General features: G+C 35.2%; 21 protein-coding genes. 20 read left to right on the top strand and 1 reads right to left on the bottom strand.

Features of this window, described 5'->3' with window-relative positions:
• Nucleotides 1–27 precede the first annotated feature (27 nt).
• The 17 genes from JJQ93_RS09350 (at nt 28) to JJQ93_RS09270 (ending at nt 19,467) form a co-directional block, all read left to right on the top strand.
• A complete protein-coding gene (locus JJQ93_RS09350) occupies nt 28–1,068 on the top strand; it encodes an acyltransferase (RefSeq protein WP_274893589.1) in 1,041 nt (346 codons plus the stop codon).
• Nucleotides 1,069–1,155: 87 nt separating this feature from the next.
• Nucleotides 1,156–2,724, top strand: coding sequence for a DUF4127 family protein (locus tag JJQ93_RS09345; protein WP_274893588.1), 1,569 nt, complete (start codon nt 1,156–1,158; stop codon nt 2,722–2,724).
• Between the two features lie 14 nt (nt 2,725–2,738).
• Nucleotides 2,739–3,326, top strand: a complete 588-nt coding sequence (locus tag JJQ93_RS09340) for an S-layer homology domain-containing protein (protein ID WP_274893587.1) — start codon at nt 2,739–2,741, stop codon at nt 3,324–3,326.
• 508 nt (nt 3,327–3,834) lie between these two features.
• Nucleotides 3,835–5,994, top strand: coding sequence for a stalk domain-containing protein (locus JJQ93_RS09335; RefSeq protein WP_274893586.1), 2,160 nt, complete (start codon nt 3,835–3,837; stop codon nt 5,992–5,994).
• Between the two features lie 82 nt (nt 5,995–6,076).
• Nucleotides 6,077–6,427 carry an EamA family transporter gene (locus tag JJQ93_RS09330; RefSeq protein ID WP_274893585.1) on the top strand — a complete coding sequence of 117 codons (351 nt, stop codon included), beginning with the start codon at nt 6,077–6,079 and terminating at the stop codon, nt 6,425–6,427.
• 65 nt (nt 6,428–6,492) lie between these two features.
• Entirely contained in the window at nt 6,493–7,161 is a 669-nt protein-coding gene (locus JJQ93_RS09325) for a PHP domain-containing protein (RefSeq protein ID WP_274893584.1), read from the top strand.
• A gap of 101 nt (nt 7,162–7,262) precedes the next feature.
• A complete protein-coding gene (locus JJQ93_RS09320) occupies nt 7,263–8,150 on the top strand; it encodes a decaprenyl-phosphate phosphoribosyltransferase (protein ID WP_274893583.1) in 888 nt (295 codons plus the stop codon).
• Between the two features lie 13 nt (nt 8,151–8,163).
• Nucleotides 8,164–10,029, top strand: a complete 1,866-nt coding sequence (locus JJQ93_RS09315; protein WP_274893582.1) for a hypothetical protein — start codon at nt 8,164–8,166, stop codon at nt 10,027–10,029.
• A 2-nt stretch (nt 10,030–10,031) separates the two neighbouring features.
• A complete protein-coding gene (locus JJQ93_RS09310; RefSeq protein WP_274893581.1) occupies nt 10,032–10,199 on the top strand; it encodes a hypothetical protein in 168 nt (55 codons plus the stop codon).
• Nucleotides 10,200–10,314: 115 nt separating this feature from the next.
• Complete coding sequence (locus JJQ93_RS09305; RefSeq protein WP_274893580.1) at nt 10,315–10,992, top strand: response regulator transcription factor; 678 nt, start codon at nt 10,315–10,317, stop codon at nt 10,990–10,992.
• Nucleotides 10,989–12,368 (top strand): HAMP domain-containing sensor histidine kinase, encoded by a 1,380-nt coding sequence (locus JJQ93_RS09300; protein WP_274893579.1) that lies wholly within the window; start codon nt 10,989–10,991, stop codon nt 12,366–12,368. The genes JJQ93_RS09305 and JJQ93_RS09300 overlap by 4 nt, the downstream gene beginning before the upstream one ends.
• Before the next feature lie 86 nt (nt 12,369–12,454).
• The gene (locus JJQ93_RS09295; RefSeq protein WP_274893578.1) at nt 12,455–13,354 is read left to right on the top strand and encodes an Rpn/YhgA-type helix-turn-helix domain-containing protein; all 900 of its coding nucleotides are present in this window, start codon (nt 12,455–12,457) and stop codon (nt 13,352–13,354) included.
• Between the two features lie 139 nt (nt 13,355–13,493).
• Nucleotides 13,494–14,075, top strand: coding sequence for a Uma2 family endonuclease (locus tag JJQ93_RS09290; RefSeq protein WP_274894087.1), 582 nt, complete (start codon nt 13,494–13,496; stop codon nt 14,073–14,075).
• A gap of 148 nt (nt 14,076–14,223) precedes the next feature.
• Nucleotides 14,224–15,831 (top strand): MptA/MptB family glycosyltransferase, encoded by a 1,608-nt coding sequence (locus tag JJQ93_RS09285; protein WP_274893577.1) that lies wholly within the window; start codon nt 14,224–14,226, stop codon nt 15,829–15,831.
• A 98-nt stretch (nt 15,832–15,929) separates the two neighbouring features.
• Nucleotides 15,930–18,080, top strand: coding sequence for a glycosyltransferase family 39 protein (locus tag JJQ93_RS09280; RefSeq protein ID WP_274893576.1), 2,151 nt, complete (start codon nt 15,930–15,932; stop codon nt 18,078–18,080).
• A gap of 42 nt (nt 18,081–18,122) precedes the next feature.
• Nucleotides 18,123–19,088, top strand: a complete 966-nt coding sequence (locus JJQ93_RS09275) for a glycosyltransferase family 2 protein (RefSeq protein WP_085113465.1) — start codon at nt 18,123–18,125, stop codon at nt 19,086–19,088.
• Nucleotides 19,063–19,467: a GtrA family protein gene (locus JJQ93_RS09270; protein ID WP_274893575.1), complete on the top strand. Its 405-nt coding sequence runs from the start codon at nt 19,063–19,065 to the stop codon at nt 19,465–19,467. Before JJQ93_RS09275 ends, JJQ93_RS09270 begins: the two co-directional genes overlap by 26 nt.
• On the opposite strand, the gene JJQ93_RS09265 is transcribed toward JJQ93_RS09270, so the two are convergent.
• Nucleotides 19,454–20,389 (bottom strand): hypothetical protein, encoded by a 936-nt coding sequence (locus tag JJQ93_RS09265; protein WP_274893574.1) that lies wholly within the window; start codon nt 20,387–20,389, stop codon nt 19,454–19,456. The genes JJQ93_RS09270 and JJQ93_RS09265 overlap by 14 nt on opposite strands.
• 383 nt (nt 20,390–20,772) lie before the next feature.
• Here JJQ93_RS09265 and JJQ93_RS09260 point away from each other — a divergent pair, with 383 nt between their 5' ends.
• Genes JJQ93_RS09260 through JJQ93_RS09250 form a run of 3 tightly spaced genes read left to right on the top strand, consistent with a single transcriptional unit; the run spans nt 20,773 to nt 22,933 of the window.
• A complete protein-coding gene (locus JJQ93_RS09260; RefSeq protein WP_085113459.1) occupies nt 20,773–21,600 on the top strand; it encodes a DeoR/GlpR family DNA-binding transcription regulator in 828 nt (275 codons plus the stop codon).
• Nucleotides 21,545–22,477 carry a 1-phosphofructokinase gene (gene pfkB, locus JJQ93_RS09255; RefSeq protein WP_274893573.1) on the top strand — a complete coding sequence of 311 codons (933 nt, stop codon included), beginning with the start codon at nt 21,545–21,547 and terminating at the stop codon, nt 22,475–22,477. The genes JJQ93_RS09260 and pfkB overlap by 56 nt, the downstream gene beginning before the upstream one ends.
• Nucleotides 22,478–22,483: 6 nt before the next feature.
• The gene (locus JJQ93_RS09250) at nt 22,484–22,933 is read left to right on the top strand and encodes a PTS sugar transporter subunit IIA (RefSeq protein ID WP_045413128.1); all 450 of its coding nucleotides are present in this window, start codon (nt 22,484–22,486) and stop codon (nt 22,931–22,933) included.

Here is a 22,933-nt window from a genome sequence, read left to right as displayed (position 1 = left end):
ACATGATATTTTTAAGGAGAGAGATTGATGACGAAATCACGCATAGGCGAGATCGATATACTTAAAGGGATAGCTATAATAGCGGTTTTGATGATACATACTACTTCAAATGCAGTTGTTCAATTAAACAAATCATCTTTATCTTATATTATATTCGCTATTATAAACAGGCTTTCACAGTTTGCGGTTCCAGCATTTATATTCGCATCAGCCATGCTTCTCATGTACAATTATGGCGATGGGTGTGATTGGAAGTTATTTTACAAAAGACGGCTTAAAAACGTATTGATGCCGTATGCTGTCTGGACAATAATATACGGTGCATATTTGCATATAGTACATCATGTGCCATTAAGATCGATATTGACAATTAAAAATATCTTCTTTGGTGGCATGTTTTACCATCTCTACTTCATAGTCATAATAGTACAACTGTATGTTTTGTTTCCTGTACTGCTTTATATATATAGACTCATAAATAAAAACATACATACGATTGTGCTATCTATTATAATACTTCAGGTAGCAAGTATATTGCTGTTCAAATACTTCATAAGTAGATATTACCAAAATTCTAGCCTTCTTTTTATAACGTACATATCGTTTATAATTGCAGGCATGTATGTCGGTGAAAACATACATAAGTTAGGAGAATATTACAGCAAAAGATTGCTTAATTCGTTCATTGTTGTAGTTTTATTTGGTTATCTTTTTGTTGATATATCCCTTAGGGCATTTGCAAATAAGCATATAGACTCTAACCTGTACAATATTTATTATTACGCATTTGCGCTTGTAGCGTCGTTATTCTTTTTTGCCCTATCGGCAAAGATATTGAATTACCATGCTTTAAGCGGTTTATTGGCAAGTACAGGCAAGCTTTCATTTGGTATATATCTGTCACATCCGCTATTTTTAGATGTGGTAAATCACTTTTTAAATACAGGCAACCCATATCTATACGATATTTACATTATAATGACATTTATACTGATTTACGCAGTGTCTTATCTTTTCGCAATGATTATTAAAAAACAAAAATTCGGTGTGGCTGTCGTCGGAAAGTGATACCTTTATAGTAGAATGGCAATAAATGTTGTTGAAATTTGTCTTTCATAGTGTTACAATAAAGGCAAAAACAGGTAGGGGTTTTATGTGTTAAAAAAAATAGTTGCAATTTTACTCATCCTAAGCACTTTGATTTTGGCATCCGGTTGTAGTTATGTCAGAAAGAATTTTAGCTTAAATGATATAATATTTGTTCCTTTAGACAGTAGACCTGTAAATACACAAAATGTTTCAATACTCACAAAGATATGGGGCAAAAACTTGATTTTGCCGCCCAAAAATGTGATTGATGATTATACGAAGCCCGGAGATTTTGAGGCACTTCAAAAATGGCTTGATGAGGAAGCGTCTAAAGATGATGTTTATGCTATAGTCATATCGGTGCAGCAGTACATAAATGGCGGACTTATAGCATCAAGAGATACCAAATATTACACGGATTACCAAAAAAAGCTTAGAGATTTATATGAATTTATTAAAAAAAATAAGAAGAAAAATCTAATCGTGTTTTCCGTGGTGCCAAGGCTTAAACCTACACAATTCAGTGATCCGGAATATCTAAAATACAGCCAGCAGATTGTGGAGCTTTCAGAGTTGGAAGATTTGATTGATTTGTATCACAGGAAAAGCGATGAGATCAAGCTAGAGCAGATAGAAAAAAGCATACCCAAAAGTCTTGTAGATGATTATGACACTCTTTTTAGATTGAATACTGATATAAACAAAAAGCTTATAGATTGGACAAAAGATGGATATATAAAGACATTAGTCATCGGCAATGATGATACATCACAGTACAGCATGACAAACATGACATCAAGGAAGTTAAGCCAATATGTAAAAAGTCATGGCGCAATGGATAAAGTATTTGTACTTCATGGTGCAGACGAGATTGGGATGGAGATAATATCAAGGCTTGCAAACGAGTACTACAAGCAGAAGCCTTCTTTTCGGGTCATATACGATGTCAAGAATCCTGAAAATGTCATACTGCCGTTTGAAGGTGCAGACCTTGAAAATATTGTTGAAGAAAAAATTAATTTTATAGGAGGAAAAACGGATAGCAATGGCGAATTAATACTGTATATACATACAAATAAAAATTTAGGAATAAAAAGCGACATAGATAAATATAAAAATATAGGACAAAATTTCGGGATTGCTGATGTGGCGTATACAAACATGGCAGATGCAAATGTTGTTGATGCTGTGCTTAAAGATGATCCGATTGATATAATGTACGCTGGATGGAATACGCCCAGCAATGCTATAGGGACAGTTATATCTGAGATACCTATTAAAGAGATACTTGATAAAAAGCTAATATCTCATGACAAAAGAGATGAAGCTGTAAAAAGCTTTGTGTCTTTTTCATTCATACGCATGGCTGATGACTACGGATATCAAGCCATAGTTAGAGATGAGATGTATAAGTGGGCTGAAGCAAATGGCATAAATAAAGACTATATAAATGTAGAATCATCAAATAACGAATTGTCAAATAAAATGAAACCAATATTAGAAATGCTGTCAAAAACATATGAAGGCAGAGTGGTATTGGGGAAGAAAATAAAAAAAATTGAAGCCAATGTTGCGTATCCGTGGGACAGGATGTTTGAGATAGAAGTCATGCCTCATGTTGAACTAGGTAGCTAAGGAGGATGAAAGATGTGAAGTTTTTTAAAAAATTTCTTTTATCAATAATTATCGCCTCTATGATAATAAATATTTGCTTTGCAGATGCCTTATATGCTGCATCTTTTTCAGATGTCAAGCAAGATGCACCATATGCTGAGGCTGTAAATTATCTATCAGATCTCAATATAACACAAGGCATAGGCGGAGGACTTTTTGGTGTTGGTAAGCCTGTTACACGTGCAATGATGACGGTATTCATAAATAGACTTACGGGATACAGCAGCTCAGCAGAGAAATTAAAGACAACACCATCGGCTTTTAAAGATGTGCCAAAAAATTACTGGGCATTGGGAGATATAAACTTAGCTACTCAGCTTGGCTTTGCACATGGCGTTGGAAATAATCTGTTCAACCCAGAAGGGAATGTCACATACATACAAGCATTGGGGTTTATCTTAAATGCACTTAACTATAAAGATCTGAAGTGGCCTAATGGCGTCATGCAAAAAGCAGATGAACTAGGCCTTACAAAGGACATGTCTTATAAGCCTGATGATGTCATAACAAGGGAAAATTTAGCTGTCATAATGTACAGAGCTCTTTTTTTGAAGGTGCAATAGAAGATGGTAAAATAATGGATGGCTAAATGTAGTAATGACGCTAATGTTAAGCGAATATTACAGTTTTATTACAAATTGGCAACACTTATTGACCTAGAAAAAATGACCTGATATAATAAACTTGTGGTTAATTTAGGAAGGTGTCTCTATAACGCGAACTTTGACAAACGACTTATCATATGGATGAGTCTATATTGGTCTACTGCTACTAACAAAAACAGTAAAAACGTTAAACTGTAAGTAGATCTAGATCTCCTAAGAAACTTATTATAATCTGTTTTAACATGATGATAATAGGTGACTACAGGAGAGGCCTTTTAAAAAAGAGGCTTTTTCTGTAGTCACCTGTAAGCTGACTACAGGGCTATACATAAAGAAAACAAAAGGTTATCCTTATATCAATAGGAACCGCGAAAGGGAGTGATGTTCTGCAAGAAAAGGCAGGCAGGCCAATAATACACTTAGGTTTTTCTAAAAAATATACTTATATCAATAGGAGGTATAGTAAATGTTAAAAGGCAAAAAGTTAGTAGCAGTATTGCTCACATTCGTAATGGTAATGGCATCGATGGTAACTGGTTTTGCTTTCACCTATGTAGGCGGAGCAAGTTCTTCAACATCATCGTCTAATACGGGTCTTAACCAAGGAACTCCAGCTCCAAGTTGGGATTATCAAGTAAAATTTGTAAATGATACAGTAACACCAGGTTCTACAACTACATTGGAGATTGAAGTTGTAGACAATCAAGGCAACATAGTAAAAGATGCTACACTTTTAAAATCTCTAGCTGATACAATGACATTAACATCTGATAAGAATACATTGGTATTCAGTAATGTAGGTGGTACTCAGTATTTAAGCACTGTTACAGTATCAGGTGCTACTTACAATCAGGGAGCTACTGTTATTCCTGATTACAAGATAGGATTAGATCCTAATTCAACAGGTTCTTTGGCAGTTGTATCCACAAGCGGATGGAGTACAACAGTACCAAGCTTTTATGTAGCTAAATATGGTCAGGTTCAATTATCAGGCGCTACATCAATCAATGGGAAAACAGTTGATTACTCGTTAGCAAGGTTATACTTCAATGGCTTAACACCATCTGTAAGCTTTGCAAGTGGTAATAATGTACCATTGGAATCATATCCAGAAACAGCAACAATAACAGCTCCAAATGCTGATTATACACAAAATGCCAATGCTGAATTATTTGAAAATGGCAAATTACTTGCAACATTTACATTAACACCAAATAGCACTCAGACAGGATATGCTCCAGTTGTATTGCCACCATTATCTGCATCAAACACATATACACTAAGAGTATATGGTCCTGCAAAGTACTATAATTATTATGATGGTTCTTCATCACCATATTATGCTTCTGGTACAGTAACATTAACACCAAAAGCAGCATCATCAACAGTTGTAGCACCTACTGACAATGCTTTGGCAGGATATTATAATGATACAGTTACATTTACATTAAACGATAAATTACCAAATGGTGATACACAATCAGTAAATAGTAATTTGAAAGTTGATCTAGCAAAATTTGTAAGACTTACAGTATTAAAATCAGATAATTCTACACAAGATTCAAATGTTTCTTACATTGATCCAGACAACAAATATTTTGCAAATGGTGGATGGTTTGAAGTAACAAGTTCTGGATTAGAACCAGTTAATAAAAATACAGATGGTTCATTTAAGAGCTATGGCAGTGCTATAAGTGGATCATATGATTCATCAACTGGCAAGATAACACTTAATGATGTTAAGATTCCTACAGGTGATTATCTGAAAGTTGAAGGCGCTTACACGGATTATGTTTACAATAATTACGAACAAACAATTACTTCATTAGGTAAGTCATTAAAAGATTTAGGATATGAAAAGACATTTGTTGTAGCTGATTTGCAAGCTAAAGTAGGTACATTGACAGCTGATAAGACATCATTAAATTCTAATGATTCTCAGCTCGTTACATTTACAGCTAAAGATGTTCATGGAAATCCAATAAGCGGTGCAACATTGACATTTAGTTCACCTGTTGTAATGTTAGGTGGTACTGGTTCATCTTATTCAAATGTAACAAATACAGCAACAACTGATTCAAATGGTAAAGCCACTGTTACATTGTACTCAGCATTCCCAGCATCAATAACAGTAAAATGTGTTGATAATACTAATAATAACAATGAGTTGACAAGTGAAGTAACATTAACAGTTGGCAATGCTACACCATCAACAGTAGTATTTACACCAGGTTCAACAACATACACAGTAAATGGTGTTGAGAAGACAGCTGATGCTGCTCCATACATCACATCAACAGGTCGTACAGTAGTACCAGCTAGATTCCTTGCTGATGCACTTGGTGCACAAAGCTACTTTGCATACAGTGCAGATGGTCATTCAGTTGTAACATTTGTAAAAGGCACAACAGTTGTTAAGTTCGTACTTGGTTCAAATCAAGTTACAATAACAAAGAACGGCGTAACTGTTACTGATACAATGGATGTTCAAGCAACAGTAAATGACCAGAATGGCAAACCAGTAGGAAGAACATATATCCCAGCTAGATATCTAGCAGAAGCTTTAGGATATACAGTTAACTACGATGCAACAACAGGTAATGTTACAGTAACAAACGCTCAATAAGTTAGATAAAAAAATCCGGTATCATGAGATACCGGATTTTTTATGCTATAATATAATATATAATATCACACTGGAGGTTATCATGTTAACTATTTTGATTTTACTAAGCATCATTCTTAGTGCATCAGCACAGCTTCTCATTAAATTTGGCGTAAAAAATATTAGCATGACAGGTAGTGTTTTACACGTATTGGTTCAATATATTAATATATATGTCATATTAGGTATTTTAAGTTATGTAGGAAGCATGATTGTATGGCTCTATATTCTTACAAAAGTGGATGTAGGTTATGCATATTCATATACAAGCCTTGGATTTGTCTTAGTCATGCTATTTAGCATAATCTTATTTGGTGAGAATATAAATACTTTTAAGATAGCAGGGACATTTTTTATAGCACTAGGGATAATACTTATTGCAAGAGGAAGATAAAAAGTATTTAGTGCTCTATTATTTATGTAATAATCACCAATTTATGAAAGGATTGAATATCCATAATGAAACTGGCGTTTCATGTTCATACGAATTATTCCCACGATGGTTTTTCAAAATTGCCAGATTTAAAAAAACGCCTTGTAAGAAAAGGTATTGATATAGTTGCCATAAGCGATCACAATACATTAAAAGGTGCGGTAGAAGCGGAAAAATTATTTGGCGATGATGTTAGAGTAATCAAATGCGAGGAGATAAAGACGCAAGATGGTGAGATTATTGGTCTTTTTTTAAGTCAAGAGATTCCACCGCTTTTATCCATAGAGGAAACGATAAAGAGGATAAAATATCAAGGGGGACTTGTATGCGTCCCACATCCGTTTGACAGGATGAGAAAGTCAAAGATACACTTAGATGCATTGTACAGAATAATTGATGAGATAGACATTGTTGAGGTTTTTAATGCTCGGAATATATATCCACAAGATGATAAACTTGCACTTGATTTTGCAGACAAATACGGTAAACTAAAGATATGTGGGACAGATGCACATACTTTATTTGAGATAGGGTATACATATGTAGAATTGGAGGGCTTCAAAGACGCAAAGGGGTTTTTAAATAGTCTGAAAGATGCAAAATTGCATTTTAAAAGAAGTGGCATTTATGTACACTTTTTTACAAAGGGCAAGAAGTATTATAATAAATTTTTTAAATCTAAGTTAGATGTTTAGCATTTATGATTTTATGCAAACTAAAATAATTTTCGTCTTTATATTGTTTTATAAATTGGTTATTGGAAAGTTGTATAAAAATTAAGAAAGGTGAAATTATTATGGAACGAAGTGAAGCGTACACTTCAATTGAAAAATTTAAAGGTTTAATAAAGCTTATGAGGCCAAAGCAGTGGATTAAAAACGTGTTTGTTTTAGCGGCTCTGATTTTCAGCAAAAGAATGCTTGATGTTTTATCACTTAAGGAAACTTTATTTGCATTTATACTGTTTTGCGGAATTTCCTCCAGCGTCTATATAATAAATGACATAGCCGATATTGAAAAAGACCGAAAACATCCTAAGAAGAGATTAAGGCCATTGCCATCAGGGCTTGTTAAAAAGAGACATGCGGCTATATTGTTTTTTATACTTGTTTTGACATCATCAGTATTATCATTTCTGATTAATGTAAATTTTGGCATAATTGTTTTAAGCTATTTCATAATAAATCTTGCATACACTTTTTATCTAAAAAATATTATCATAATCGATGTAATGGTTATTGCTATAGGATTTGTACTGAGGGTAATTGCTGGTGCAGAGGCAATAGGCGTTGCAAGCTCACCATGGTTGCTGCTATGTACACTTCTATTGTCATTATTTCTTGCAATTACCAAGAGGAAAAATGAGGTTATCGTCCTCGATGATAATGCAAAAAGCCATAGAAATGTCCTTGATGAATACAGTGTGAAACTTCTTGACAATATGCTTTCAATAGTAACGTCATCAACTATAATAGCGTACTCCCTTTATACTTTTTATGCTGGAAAAGGTTATTACATGATGATAACGATACTTTTTGTGATATATGGTATATTCAGATATCAATACCTTGTTGACAGCAAAACATTTGGAGGAAGCCCTGAGATGGCATTTTTTGAGGATAAGCCTTTTCTTATTAATGGGATTTTATACTGCATTACTGTCATTTTGATATTGTATATCTAAAAAGGAGGATATCATGGGCTTTACATTAGGTCTTATATTATACATTGTTTCGACGTTACTGCTCATAATGACATCCGTTAAATGGACGAAGTGGATTAAATTAAGTAATACTTCCGATAAAATAGTTGTGTCATTTATTTTTTCAATAACTGAAATTCTTTTAATAAATATAGTACTGGGGATATTGCTTAAAATGCTTTATCCTATGTATTTATTTATCTTTGCTCTATTAATTTTTTTATTTACATGTTTTTATTTAAAAGATTGGTCATTTAATATTAAGTTTGAATCCATAAAGGATTTTTTCAACGATGTCAAATTTGGACCTCTTATGATAATATTGTCATTACTTACAGCAATCGGTGTAATATGGGTGGTTTATATTACATTGATTTATCCTCCGTATGGCACAGATGAGCTTATGTATCATCTTGTAGGGCCTGTTGAATGGATGAAACATGGCATGATATTCAATATTCATCAAGATTACATATCACAGTGGATTAATTGGTATCCCAAAAATACTGAGATATTATTCCTATGGAATATGATATTCTTTAAAAATGATGTAATCGTCGATGGCACACAAGTGGTATTTGCGCTTATAGGTGTTATAGGGGTTTATGGAATAGGAAGAAAAATTGGACTTAATAAATATTACTCATTATGTGCAGGGTTATTATTTTTCTTGACACCGATTGTATTTATACAATCAAAAACGGCTTATATTGATGTTGCATTTTCAGTTATGGTGATTTTGTCATTAAATTTTCTTATACATCTGTATAAGGAATTTAGCCTAAAGTATATATACTTGTTTTCGCTGACTGTTGCATTTATGAGTGGCATGAAAGGCTCTGGACCTATTTACGCGGTAATATTTTTGGTATTATTGGCGATTGTTTTGATAAAGCATAGAAAAAATGAGAATTATAAAAATTTAGCATACGGTCTGACTATATACATATTGTTCTCAATTACACTTGGCGCTTTTTGGTATTACAGGACATGGTATTTTTACGGGAATCCTATTTATCCATTTACACTAAGTTTTCACGGGATAACGATATTTAAAGGTCTTGGCACAGCTAAGCAAATCATATTCGATCCAAATCTTTTGCCTCAGATGAAGGGTATGGGGTACTTTAAGCAAATTTATTTTTCGTGGTATGAAAATTTCAACTTCTTAAAAGGATATTCTTACGATACACGTATAGGCGGATTTGGCGCTGTATGGTATATCGTAGCGATGCCTGCTATTTTGATATTTACTTTAAAATCAATAATAGATAAAAAGTGGGTCAACATTTTTTTCGCCATTTCTACTGGAATACTATTTTTAGCTTCATCAGAAAATTGGTGGTCCAGATACGTTATATTTATTGTTGCATTGGGATATGTTGCCATATCTTATATTATGCAAAACATTAAATTTACAAGAATTGTTGCACTGCTTATTATTTCATTAGTTACATTTAGTTTTACAGTTTCTATAAAAGGGTATTTGCCAGCAAACATATCGTCGAGAGAGACATTTAATGAGTTGAGAAAGACACCAATACTTGACAGAAGCTCTTATATGGCAAATTCATTTTATGGAGATGATATGTCGTTTTTAAAAGGCGTGAGAAATAAAAATATTGCATATTTTCTTCACGCATATATTTATCCGTTGTACGGTGAAGGACTTTCAAATAATCTTTTTTATCTGGGTAATATCAAGAATGAATCATCGTTTAAAAAGTATATTGAAGAAAATAGGATTGATTATGCAATGGTAAGTATAGGTTCTATTTATGATAGATGGTTAAAAAGTGATAGAGATTTCAAGTTGATATTTGTTGGAAGGCAACATGATGTATACAAAAAGCTTAGATAAATATGAATAAAGTATATAGAAAGGTGTTAGAAATGATATCAAAAATTTTAGATGCTTTTTTTGGATTGTTGTTTTTAGTTATGGTGACATTATTGGCTTATAAATATTTTAAAGATCCATCAAAATTAGATATTTTAAAAGAGTCAATAAATTATATTAGAACTCTTTAAGCTTATCAGAGTATTTACTTTCACACACTTTTCACACAATTTCTTTAAACATTTGTTATATTTATGTGATAAAATAATAAACAAAGTTAGTATAGTGTAAAAGCTGGTGATTAAATTGCCAAGAAAGATATATCTTGTAGAGGATGAGAGAAGCCTAAACCTTCTTTTGCAGAAGTACCTTGAGAGGGAAGGCTACAGTGTCACTACCTTTTTTGATGGAAGCACAGCGATGGAAAGGATAAACGACATGCCTGATCTATGGATACTTGACATAATGCTTCCTGATGTAGATGGATATGAGCTTATAAAAGCCATAAAGGAGCACAATAAGTCCACGCCAGTCATATTTATGTCTGCCAGAAATGAGGAGCTTGACAGGGTGGTAGGCTTAGAGCTTGGAAGCGATGACTACCTTTCAAAGCCTTTTTTGCCTCGTGAGCTTGTCATTAGGACAAATAAGCTTATGGAGAGGATATACGGAAAAGAAGAAGATGGCAGCGATGACATTATACAAGTAGGCGATTATACATTGAGTGAGAAGCAAAGGACTGTCTATTTAGGCGATAATGAGATACAGCTTACGAATAAGGAGTATGAGCTTTTTTGTTACCTTGTAAAAAATAAAAATATCGTCGTGTCAAGAGATCAGATATTGAATAACGTCTGGGGAGAGGACTATTTCGGCTCAGACAGAGTTGTAGATGACACTATAAGAAGGCTTAGGAAGAAAATAGATAAGTTAAATATAGAAACTGTATATGGTTACGGCTATAAACTGGTGTGTAAATCATGAAGAAGATATTTAGATTTAGATCACTTGCAATGAGAATATGGATGACATTTACTGCTGTCATACTTATAATAGTATGCAGTCTGTCGATGCTTTATATCTTTGCTTATAGGAGAGTAGAAGAAAACAACAAGATACAGGATTTAAAAGTTTCCCATGAGATGCTTCTTAAAAATAATAATAATTTCAGTGGCAACTACAACAATTTTTCCAGATTAAGAAATCTAAGAGGAGGAGACAACTTTATTGTTGATTTCGATACTGCAAATAGACCTTTGATTATAGACATAAATCACAGAGAGCCTCCACCAGACGTTCATACTCCATCCTTTGATTCACTTGGCGTTAAACTTTGGATGTCCAGCTTTATAAAAGGCGGAAACATGAATGAAAAGCTTTATAGAGAAGTCTACAACAACATGGAGTACTTCTTTATAATAAGCACTGTAAATTACGATTCGTCTAACAAAGCTTATCTTGTGTCGTACGTGCCAAATATCGTTGACAATACTATTCTTTATCTGGTCATTGCTATAGGGATAATATTCATCATCATTGGATTTTTTACGTCTATAATCATAGCAGGATACATCTCAAAGCCACTTAAAAAACTTGAGGAGTATACCATGAGGATAGCTCATAAAGACTGGAAGGAGCCTATAAATTTAGACAGAGAAGATGAGATAGGTATGCTGGCAAATTCCATGAATATGATGCAGAAAGAGCTAAAAAGGGCAGACGAGGAAGAAAAGCTGTTTTTACAAAGCATATCGCACGATCTAAAGACACCTGTAATGGTTATAATGAGCCATGCTGATGCCATAATAGATGGGGTGTACATCGATTCATTGGAAAAGACTGCCGGCATAATTAAAGACGAAGCCATAAGGCTTCAGAAGAAAATAAACCAGATGCTTTATCTGAATACACTCGACTATGTGCTGGAGAATGACACCAAAACTGACTATATAAATTTAAAAGATCTTGTGAGCAACATAATAAGCAGGTTTGAAATCATAAAAAGCAGTATTGAATGGGACTTAAGCTTAGATGAGGTGATAATAAAGGGTGATAGGGACAAGATAGAAGTCAGCATAGAAAACATCCTTGATAATGCCTTAAGGTATGCCGATGAAGTGATAAAAGTGACGCTTAAAAAAGAAGGCCAGTATGCATATCTTGACATATACAATGACGGACCAAAGATCGATGAGAGGCACATAGGTCATATATTTGACAGGATGTACAAGGACAAGACGGGAAACTTTGGTTTAGGACTTGCCATAACGAAGAAAATCGTAGACTTCTACAATGGTGAGATAAAAGCTGTAAATAGGGACAAAGGCGTAAGCTTCATAATAAAATATCCTTTAAAATAAAAAATGGAGTTTTAATGCAAATCTATTCTTCTTTAGTTTTATATGATATAATGATTGTAAGAAACTAAAGAAATGGAAGGAAGAATATGAGCCAAAATTACGATTTAACGATGAAAAATATTTTTTCAGATATGGCAGATGACATAATGAGCTATTTTTTGGGACTACAATACACGAAAATCGACGAATTAAATATAGAATTTGCAAGAATAGAACGCAGAGACAGCGACATGATATTCAAATGCACAACAGACAAAGGAAATGTGGCTGTGCACATAGAATTTCAATCAGAAAATGACGGAAAAATGCCTTACAGGATGCTGAGATATTCCTTGGAGATAATGGAAAAGCACAATCTCTTACCATATCAGATAGTTGTTTATGTAGGAAAAGACAATGTGAAAATGGAAAATAGCTTAAGCTATGACTTTGGAGAACAAAATACGCTGAACTATAAATACAGAATAATAAATGTTGGTGACATAAAATATACTGATGTTGTAAAGACAGATTATTATGATTTATATTCCCTTCTTCCGCTTATGGATCAAAATAGAAGGAAAGAAGAAGGGGAAAAATATTTAGAAAGATGTGTTGAAGCGATAAAAGATATTCCATTAGACATAAACAAAAAGAAAGATATAGCGTTTAAGGCAGAGATATTATCGGGTATAGTTTATAAAAAAGAAGTTATTGAGAAAGCTTTTTCGGAGGTGGTAAGAATGTTTAGGATTGAAGAATCAGAAACATACAAAATGATAATAGAAAAAGGCATAGAAAAGGGTATTAAAGAAGGTATTGAAAAAGGTATAGAAAAGGGTATTAAAGAAGGTATTGAAAAAGGTATAGAAGAAGGTATTAAAAAGGGTGCAAAAGAAGAGAAAATTGCAATAGCTAAAAAGTTATTAAAAAACGGCATGTCTATCGATAAGATAGCAGAGATTACAGAGTTATCAGAAGATGAAATAAAAAAATTGATGAATTAAAATATTTTAATATATTTTTAAAAAGCATGATGCGTAATAGGTAAGATATCATCGTGCTTTTTTTATTATAAATTTACAATTAGTGGTATAATTATTATAAAATATACTGATAGTTTTGGTATTAAAAGAGGTGAAAAATATGGCAGTTGCAGATAAAGATGAACATATAAAATACACATACAAAGATTATCTGAGCTGGGCTAGTGATGAGAGATGGGAGCTTATAGAGGGAGTTCCGTATAATATGAGTCCATCACCGACGCGGAAACATCAGAAAGTTGTAGGAGAATTATTTGCCTCTATCCATGATTATCTAAAAGGAAAAACTTGTGAAGCTTACAGCGCTCCATTTGATGTAAGATTGTTTGCTGAAAATGTCAGTGATGATAATGTGACAAATGTAGTTCAGCCTGACATAGTGATAGTGTGTGATCCAACTAAGCTGGATGATAAAGGTTGTAAGGGAAGTCCAGATATGATTATAGAGGTAGTTTCTCCTTCAACATTAAAGAGAGACTTAAAGGAAAAATTCTATTTGTACGAAAAGGCAGGAGTAAAAGAGTATTGGATCGTATTTCCTGATGAAAAAACTATACTGTCTTATTATTTAGGTGAAAATGGCAAATACCAAAGACCTGAAGTATATTCAGAAGAAGACAATATAAAGGTCGGGATTTTTGAATCTTTGGAAATCCAATTAAAGGATATCTTTCAGAATTAAATGTAAGGTGTGATTTTTGTGAAGAAAAGCAATCAGCGCATGCTGGTTGCTTTTTTTTCACACAGAAATCACACATTTTTTTAATTTTTTTGCAACATTTAAGTTTTATAATTTCTATAGGCAGAATAAAAGAAAAGGAGATAAGGCGATGGGCAAAAAGGTGGTAAAGTACAGTTTGGCATTTATCTTGGTTTTGTCGGTGATTTTAAGTGTGTACTCACTGTACCACTACAGTGGAAGCACAGAAGGGTTTAGGGGAAATTTTCAGCACAGTTTCATACAAGGCAGTACAAATAGAAGTTGGGGCAGTGGAAACACAAATCAAGGTGTCTGGCAAAGAGGCAATCCTTCTCAAGTAAATGGACAGAATGGCCAATCCCAATGGCAGATGCCTCGCAGTAGAGGAGATTTTGGAGGGTTTAGGGGAACATCATCAAAGTACGGCGTGTATATAATGGCGTATGCGGCGATTGTCTTTTTGCTGTTTATTTTAAGCTACTACGCTTTGAAGAATAAAAAGTTTAAGTTAGATTTGCAAAGTGATGTATTTATCATAGCGTCACTATTTTTGATAGGATTTTTCATGAGGCTTTATATAGCTGCAACTATTGAAGGTTATTCAGGTGATATAGGGCTTTTTAGAAGCTGGGCACAGTCTGCATCGCAGGACATCTTAAACTTCTACAAAAATACTCCAAGCTGTGATTATCCACCGCTTTACATCTATGTGCTTTACTTAGTAGGCAAGATAGCCTCAATTGGAAATCTATCGCATTACTACAACGTGCTATTGAAGCTTCCATCGATTTTAGCTGATATTGCATCATCTTACATCATATACAAAATAGCAAATAAGCATTTTGCAAAAAACATAAGTGCGTTTATGTCGTCTTTGTACATCTTCAATCCAGCCGTATTCATAAATTCGTCTGCTTGGGGACAGGTTGATTCGTTTTTCACGATGCTTGTGATAATGGCGGTGTACTTTCTGTCAGAAAAAAATCTGTGGCTTTCATCGGTGTTTTTTACAGCAGCAGTGCTTATGAAGCCGCAGGGAATTATATTTGCGCCGGTCTTGTTTTTCGAGGTCGTAAATGAGAGAAGTCTAAAAAATTTCTTAAAGGTTCTTGTGGCGTCATTGATTACGGCAGTTATAGTATTAGTGCCGTTTGCCATAGGTCAAGATCCCTTGTGGATATTTAAGCTATATGAAAAGACTATTTCAGAGTATCCTTACGCATCTGTAAATGGCTTCAATTTCTATGGATTGCTGGGAGCAAACTACGTGAATTCTGGCACAAGATTGTTTGTATTTAGCTACAGCACATGGGGGTTTATATTCATAGTTTTGACTACATTGTTCTCTTGGTTTATATACATCAAAGGAAAAAACAGCAACTTTGCATACCTTGCAGCGCTTTTGCAGATTGCTTTAGTATTTACATTTTCAACAGGGATGCATGAAAGATACTTATTCCCTGCTGTAGCATTAGCAATATTGACATTTTTGTATGTGAAAGACATGAGGCTATTTGGGCTTTTTGCCGGTTTCAGCGTAACAAGCTTTTTAAACATGTATTACGTCCTGTTTGGAGGGTTGAGAAATTCTTTTGGGTTTATACCTATGATGGTTTCATTGGCAAATGTTATAATGGCAATTTACCTTGTAAAAGTATCTTACGATGTAGCTATCATAAATAAGGTATGCACTTTTGATTTAGATTCACAATCACACGAAATTCACACAACTATTTGAAACTTATAAGACATTCTGAGGTTATATTGAAATATATGGAATAAGCCTATATGAGCGATAAAATTATTACAATTGGTTAATAGATTGGAGGATGAACAATGAAAAGATTGAAGTTTAATAAAGACAATATCGGCTTGTATTTAATCTTACTATTATCAGCAATATTGAATTTTACCAATTTAAGCATTGAAGGATACGCAAACCAGTATTACGCTGCAGGTGTAAAAAGCATGAGCATGAGCCTTAAGAACTTTTTCTTTGTTTCATATGATCCGGCTGGATTTGTCACGATAGACAAACCACCATTGGGATTTTGGATACAGACCATTTTTGCCAAGATATTTGGCTTTAGCGGCATAAGCATATTGCTGCCGCAGGCCATAGCAGGCGTCGTGTCAGTAGCCTTAATATACGTCCTCGTTAAAAGGTATTTTGGCAAGACAGCGGGGCTTATATCAGCATTGGTTTTGGCGACAACACCTGTATTTGTGGCAGACAGCAGAAACAACACGATAGACAATATGTTGCTTATGACCCTTTTGTTTGCAGTTTTGGCCTTAATGAAAGCTTTAGATACAGGTAAACTTAAGTATTTGCTGTTAAGCTTATTTTTAGTAGGCGTTGGCTTTAATGTAAAGATGCTGGAAGCATACATGATAATTCCAGCAGTGTATATAACGTACATCTTAGCATCGAAGATAAGCTTTAAGAAAAGGATCGGCTATCTGTCATTGGCTACCGTTGTGTTACTTATTGTATCCCTTTCGTGGGCAATCATTGTTGACATGACTCCTCAAAGCATGAGACCTTATGTAGGTAGCAGCACAGACAATTCAGAATTAGAGCTTATTATAGGCCACAATGGGCTTGAAAGGCTTGGGCTTGGCAGAAACACAGGTTTCGGCGGTGGATTTGGCGGCGGCCGCATAGGAAACTTCAATGGCGGAGAATTTCGAAGATATTTTGGCAATTTCAACGGTCAATTTAATCAAGGTACATCAAGGACGTCAGTAGATACGGTATCAAGCGCTACTAAGAATGGCAGTAGCTCAAATAGCGCTCAAAATACACCACCTGCAAACCAAGGCAATTTTCCAAGGTTTAATGGGCAAAATGGTGCAAATCCAAATTTCGCAGGCGGCAATTTTGAAAGGCCAAATGGCAATAGAGGCGGAATGGGCGGTATGTTCGGTGGAGATGAGAAAGCCAGCATATTGAGGCTTTTTTCAAACAACAGCTTGTCTGACCAGATAATATGGCTTTTCCCCATGGCCATCTTCGGATTTTTAGCAGAAATTTTAAGAAAAAGGCTTAAAAGGCCATTTGATGATGGTAGGAAGCTTTCTCTGATATTGTGGATTTCATGGCTTGTACCTGTGTTTATATACTTTAGCTTTACAACAGGTATGTTCCATCCGTACTATTTGACGATGATGGCACCTCCTATAGCGGCACTTACAGGCATAGGCATCGTTTCAATGTGGGAGATGTACCAAGATGGCGGTGCAAAGTCATGGCTTTTGCCTTTATCGCTTGTGGCTGACAGCTTAGTCGAACTTCTAATATTGTACTACCACTACAATACATCTAACATTACAAAGTACATCATGTTGTCTGTTGCAGTGCTTTCTATCGGATCGGCAGTAGTTTTGTCATTGATGACTTTTGCTAAGAATGGCGGATTTAAAGTCAAAAAGGCGATGCTTACAGTAGGTGTAATAGGGCTTTTGATAGCGCCTACTATCTGGTCAGCCACGACGCTATTTTATCCTATGAACGGTACAATGCCATCTGCAGGATTAGAGCTTATGACAGGTAGAAATAGGTTTGATTTCGGTGGCGGAGATATAAATGGCAGCACAGATTCTAAGCTTATAAGCTTCCTTGAGAAAAACAAAGGCAGCGCAAAGTATCTATTAGTCGTATCATCATCACAAAGCGCTGATAGCATAATCATAAAGACAGGTGAACCTGTGATGGCATTAGGCGGCTTCTCAGGATCTGACAATATTTTAACCCTAAGTCAGTTTAAAGAGCTTGTGAAAAAAGGCGAAGTAAGGTATGTGATGACAGGCGGAATGGACAGAGGCTCCAACAGTGAGATAATGAACTGGGTAAGAGAAAATGGAAAACTTGTGCCTACAAGCCAGTGGAGCAGCACAAATTCTACTCAAGCCGGCATTGGCTTCGGAGGATTTGGCAGAGATTTTGGAGAACTCTATGATCTTAAAGGTGTCAATGTCAACTGACATTGACACTTGGACATAAATATTTTGAAAGAAGGGATAGATATGTCTCATATAAAGTATTCTGTTGTCATACCTGTGTACAACGAAGAACTTCTTATTGAAGAATCGTACAGGCGGCTTAAAAAAGTCATGGACTCAACTGATGAGACTTACGAGCTTATATTTGTAGATGACGGCAGCCATGACAAGTCAGCAGAGATTCTAAGTGGGATAAGCATGAATGATAGAAATGTGAAGCTTATAAGCTTTTCGAGAAATTTTGGGCATCAGACAGCCATAACAGCCGGCATGGACAATGCCAAAGGCGATGCAATCATCGTAATCGACGCAGACCTGCAAGATCCACCTGAAGTGATATTAAAGATGATCGAGAAGTGGAAGGAAGGATACGATGTTGTGTACGGCAAAAGGGCGGAGAGAAAAGGGGAATCATTCTTTAAACTTTTTACGGCAAGGGTTTTCTACAGATTGCTAAAAAGCCTTACAAATGTAGACATACCTGTTGATACAGGTGATTTTCGCTTGATAGATAGAAAAGTATGTGATGTAATGAATTCTATGACATCAATAAAAGAAAAAAACAGGTATATAAGAGGGCTTGTAAGCTGGGTAGGTTTTAAGCAGATAGGTGTAGAATACGTAAGAGATCCAAGGCTTGCAGGTGAAACGAAATACACACTTAAAAAGATGCTTAAGCTGGCCATGGATGGTATTACGTCGTTTTCGTATGCACCGCTTAAATTGCCTTTGAATTTGGGCATTTTTCTGTTAGTTACAGGATTTGCGTATTTGATTGTAGAGCTTGTCTTAAAGGTCGCAGGCGTTGATGTATCGATAGAAAATACAGTCATAGCTGTAAATATGATCTTATTCGGCTTAAACTTTTCGGTCTTAGGAGCATTCGGAGAGTACATCGGAAGGATATACGATGAAGTAAGGGATAGACCATTGTACATCATAGCCAGAAAGGTGGGGTTTGACGATGGAAAGACAGGAGAAACAAGATAATAGCAAAGCAGGGTTTTTACAGTTTATAAAGTTTAATCTTGTAGGCATAGTAAATACTTTGGTGGATTTTTCGGTTTTCACCGTTCTTACGTTTTTTGGGATGTACTACATGGCGGCGCAGGTGATATCTTATAGCTGTGGTGTTGTAAACAGCTTTATCATGAATAAGTATTGGACATTTGGCGACAAATCAACTCCGCATGGATACGAAGTATTCAAATTTATCGCTGTAAATGGTGTGTCATTAGCGGTATCTCTTTCTATCCTGTATCCACTAAAGCCGGTTGTAGGAGTCATTTCTGCCAAGGTGATTGCTACATTGTTTTCAATGATGATAAACTTTGTAGGCAGCAAGCTTTGGGTGTTTAAGAAGGCCTAGTCCTCTTTCTCGACACTTCCAATAGCTTTCTTTCCAGCTCATCTACGTCGTACTTCCTCTGTGGATATGAATTGAAGTAGTTTCTTGGTGCCGTATTTGACGATGCGGCATCTTTTAGTATCGATTTGTCTTTCAAGTAGTTTTGTATGACTTTTTCTAAGAACTTTGCTGGATATTTTATGTCCTTTCCCTTCATGCGAGATATGCACAGATTCATCTCGTCATCTGTAAGATGGTACTTGTCTTTAAGCATGCCTTTGTCTATGTACTTAGGCGTGCTTTCACTTTTTTGATACATCATATCATTGATATGATTGATAGATATACTATCAGAATTAATATCTATCATATCATTCATATCTGATATGATCATATTGTTTTCACTTTTTGAAAATGGAATGCTTTCAATGTTTTTAACATCATCTACCTTTTCACTATCTGAAATTCGGTTTTCAGTTTCTTTATCTGCGTATTCGCTTTTGTCGATGTATGGCATATGAGTGAAATCACCGATTGTCATATTTTGCCAATCACAAAATTCGGTTATTCTACCGTTTTCGCCATATTTGTACGTGATGCCTTCGATGGATGTATTTTGTCTTAATGTGTAGTATTTCTTTTGCCGCAATTTGTCCTCGTTGTCGACGTAGCACACCAAAAATCCGTCTTTTATGGCATTTTTCAAGCTTTTACTTATGATGCCTGTAGATAGACCTGTGCCGCTGTCTATTCTTTTGCCGTTTTCGTATTTTCCCTTCTGTATTTCATCTATAGTAAGTTTTACTGGAATGCACTTTCCATTCTTTATTGTATGCTTTGCGATGTACATTATGATTTTTAACTGTGAACCGGATATTGAAGATAGACTTTCAAAAAAATTCTTTGGCACTATCCCGTATTCTTCCTTAAAACCATTTATCATTTTTTAAACCCCCATTTTCATCATTTTTAAATAGATCTTAAATAGATGTTGCTTGAAAAATATTATTATAAGCGAACGATTAATGGAGTTTTCGTGATATATCACGATGAATGTAGCGCAGTTTGGCGTATGAGCGAAAGCGAAAGCCGTCACAACGCATAGACGGCGTTAGCCAAACAAGCGAAATGAATCGCTGATATATAGAAAACGAAATTTGTGAGCGTTAATAATATTTTTCGAATTTTTCCAAGTTACATTTATAATGTAGTAAAAAAGTGAAAATCTTATATATAGGCAATTGACAAAAAAACATTTTCATTGTATAATCATAATTGAGCATAATCAATCAAAAATTATCATCTATTTTGAATGGATGTGATTGGATGTTTGGGGAAGAGCGCAGGATGAAAATAGCCGAGATACTAAGCAAGGATAAAAGCATTACGGTGTCTGAGCTTAGTGAGATCTTAGGCGTGTCAGAATCCACCATAAGAAGAGATCTAAAGATGTTGGAGATAGACGGGTTTATACAGAGGACACATGGCGGTGCCATATTGAATACGCATACACATTACGAGCCGTCGTTTGTTGAGAAAGAGGATTATGAGCTTCCATCAAAGATGCAGATCGGCAAGATGGCAGCTTCACTCATAGAAGAAGGCGATTCTGTAATCCTTGATGCTGGCACTACTACGCTGATGATTGCAAAATCCCTTCAAGATATACATCTTACAGTTGTGACAAACTCTCCTATCATTGCCATAGAACTTTCAAACCGCAATAATATTGAGCTTATAGTTACAGGCGGTATAGAGAGGCTTAATACAAAAGCGCTTGTTGGCCCTATAGCTGAGATGGTGATAAGGAATTTTAAAGTTGACAAAGCTTTTATCGGTGCAAATGCCATATCCTATGAGAACGGGCTTATGACACCAGATATTATAGAGGCAAACACGAAAAAGGCGATGATAGATGTCTCTAATGAAGTTTATGCAGTAGTAGACCACACCAAGTTTGGGAAGAAATCTTTTGTAAAATTTGCAGACATAAGCGATATAACTGCCATTATAACTGATGACGAGCTGGACTACGAGATAGTGAGAAAGTATGAACAGGCCAATGTGGATGTACTAAACTTTGGAAAGGATGTATTAGATGGTTACGACGGTGACGGTAAATCCGGCGATAGACAGGACGCTAATAGTAAATGATATTAGATTAGGAGCAGTAAACAGGGTGTCAAGAACCATAATCGATGCAGGCGGTAAAGGCGTAAATGTCGCAAAAAACTTAAAAAATTTAGGCTGCGACGTTAAGTGTTTAGGCTTCATGGGACCAAACGGCAAGTACATCGAAAATGTCCTAAGTGAATTAGGGATAAAGTTTAACTTTGTACAAATAAAAAATGATATAAGGACAAACATAAAGATAGTTGATGAGATTAGACACACTTATACAGATATAAACGAAGCTGGTCCAGATGTTTCTCAAGATGAAATAGAAAAGCTGATTTTGAGCATAAATGAGCATGCTGATTTATCGGATGTGATTGTTTTGTCAGGTAGTTTGCTACCTAACATGGATAAAGATTTTTACAGACAAATAATTGAGAAAGTCAACGGAAAAGGCGTAAAAGTCATATTGGATGCTGATGGAGATGCTTTAAAGCTTGGCGTAGAAGGAAAGCCTTATATGATAAAGCCAAATATTCACGAGCTTAGAAGGATGACAGGGAAAAATCTTGAAAGTGTTGATGAGATTATTGAAGAAGGCATGAGGATAATTGAAAGTGGGATTTCAATTGTGGCAGTATCGATGGGTGGTAGTGGAAGCATCGTGGTGACAGAGGATAAAGCTTACAAAGTAAACCCAATAAAAGTTCAGGTGAAAGGGACAGTAGGAGCTGGAGATGCCTATGTGGCAGGTTTTGCCTATGGCTTAAGCGAGAATCTTTCCATAGAAGAAGCTATAAAGATGGCATCATCTGCATCTACATCAGTTATCATGAGGGAAGGCACTAAAGCGTGTTCTTTAAAAGATGTGGAAGAACTTAAAGAAAAAGTTGAGATTGAAGTAATAGAAAGGTGATAAACGATGATTGAAGAAATACTTGATAAAGACATGATGATATTTGATTTGAAATCAAAAGACAAATTATCTGTATTAAAAGAGCTTATAAAGCCATTGGTAGCAAAAGGAGCCATTGAGGACGAAGGCAAGTTTTTGGAAGTGGTATTAAAAAGAGAAGAGGAGTTCTCCACAGGCATTGGGATGGGTGTTGCTATACCGCATGGGAAAAGCAGTTTAGTGAAAAAGGCTTCATTAGTTTTTGGAAAGTCGAAAGATGGCATAGACTATAGCTCAATGGATGGAAAACCAGCGCATCTATTTTTTCTCATTGCAGCACCTGAGGATTCTGACAACCTGCATCTTAAGATTTTAGCTAAGCTTTCAAGGTCATTAATGCATGAGGAGGTGAGAGATGAACTAAATAAGGCTGAGACTTACGAGGATGTCATAAATGCTTTCAAAAATTATGAATAA

It is taken from the genome of Thermoanaerobacterium sp. R66 (genome assembly GCF_028895185.1).
Classification (GTDB): Bacteria; Bacillota; Thermoanaerobacteria; order Thermoanaerobacterales; family Thermoanaerobacteraceae; genus Thermoanaerobacterium.
The sequence above is the reverse complement of the archived record's forward strand: the minus strand, read 5'-3'. Positions and strand labels throughout refer to the sequence as shown.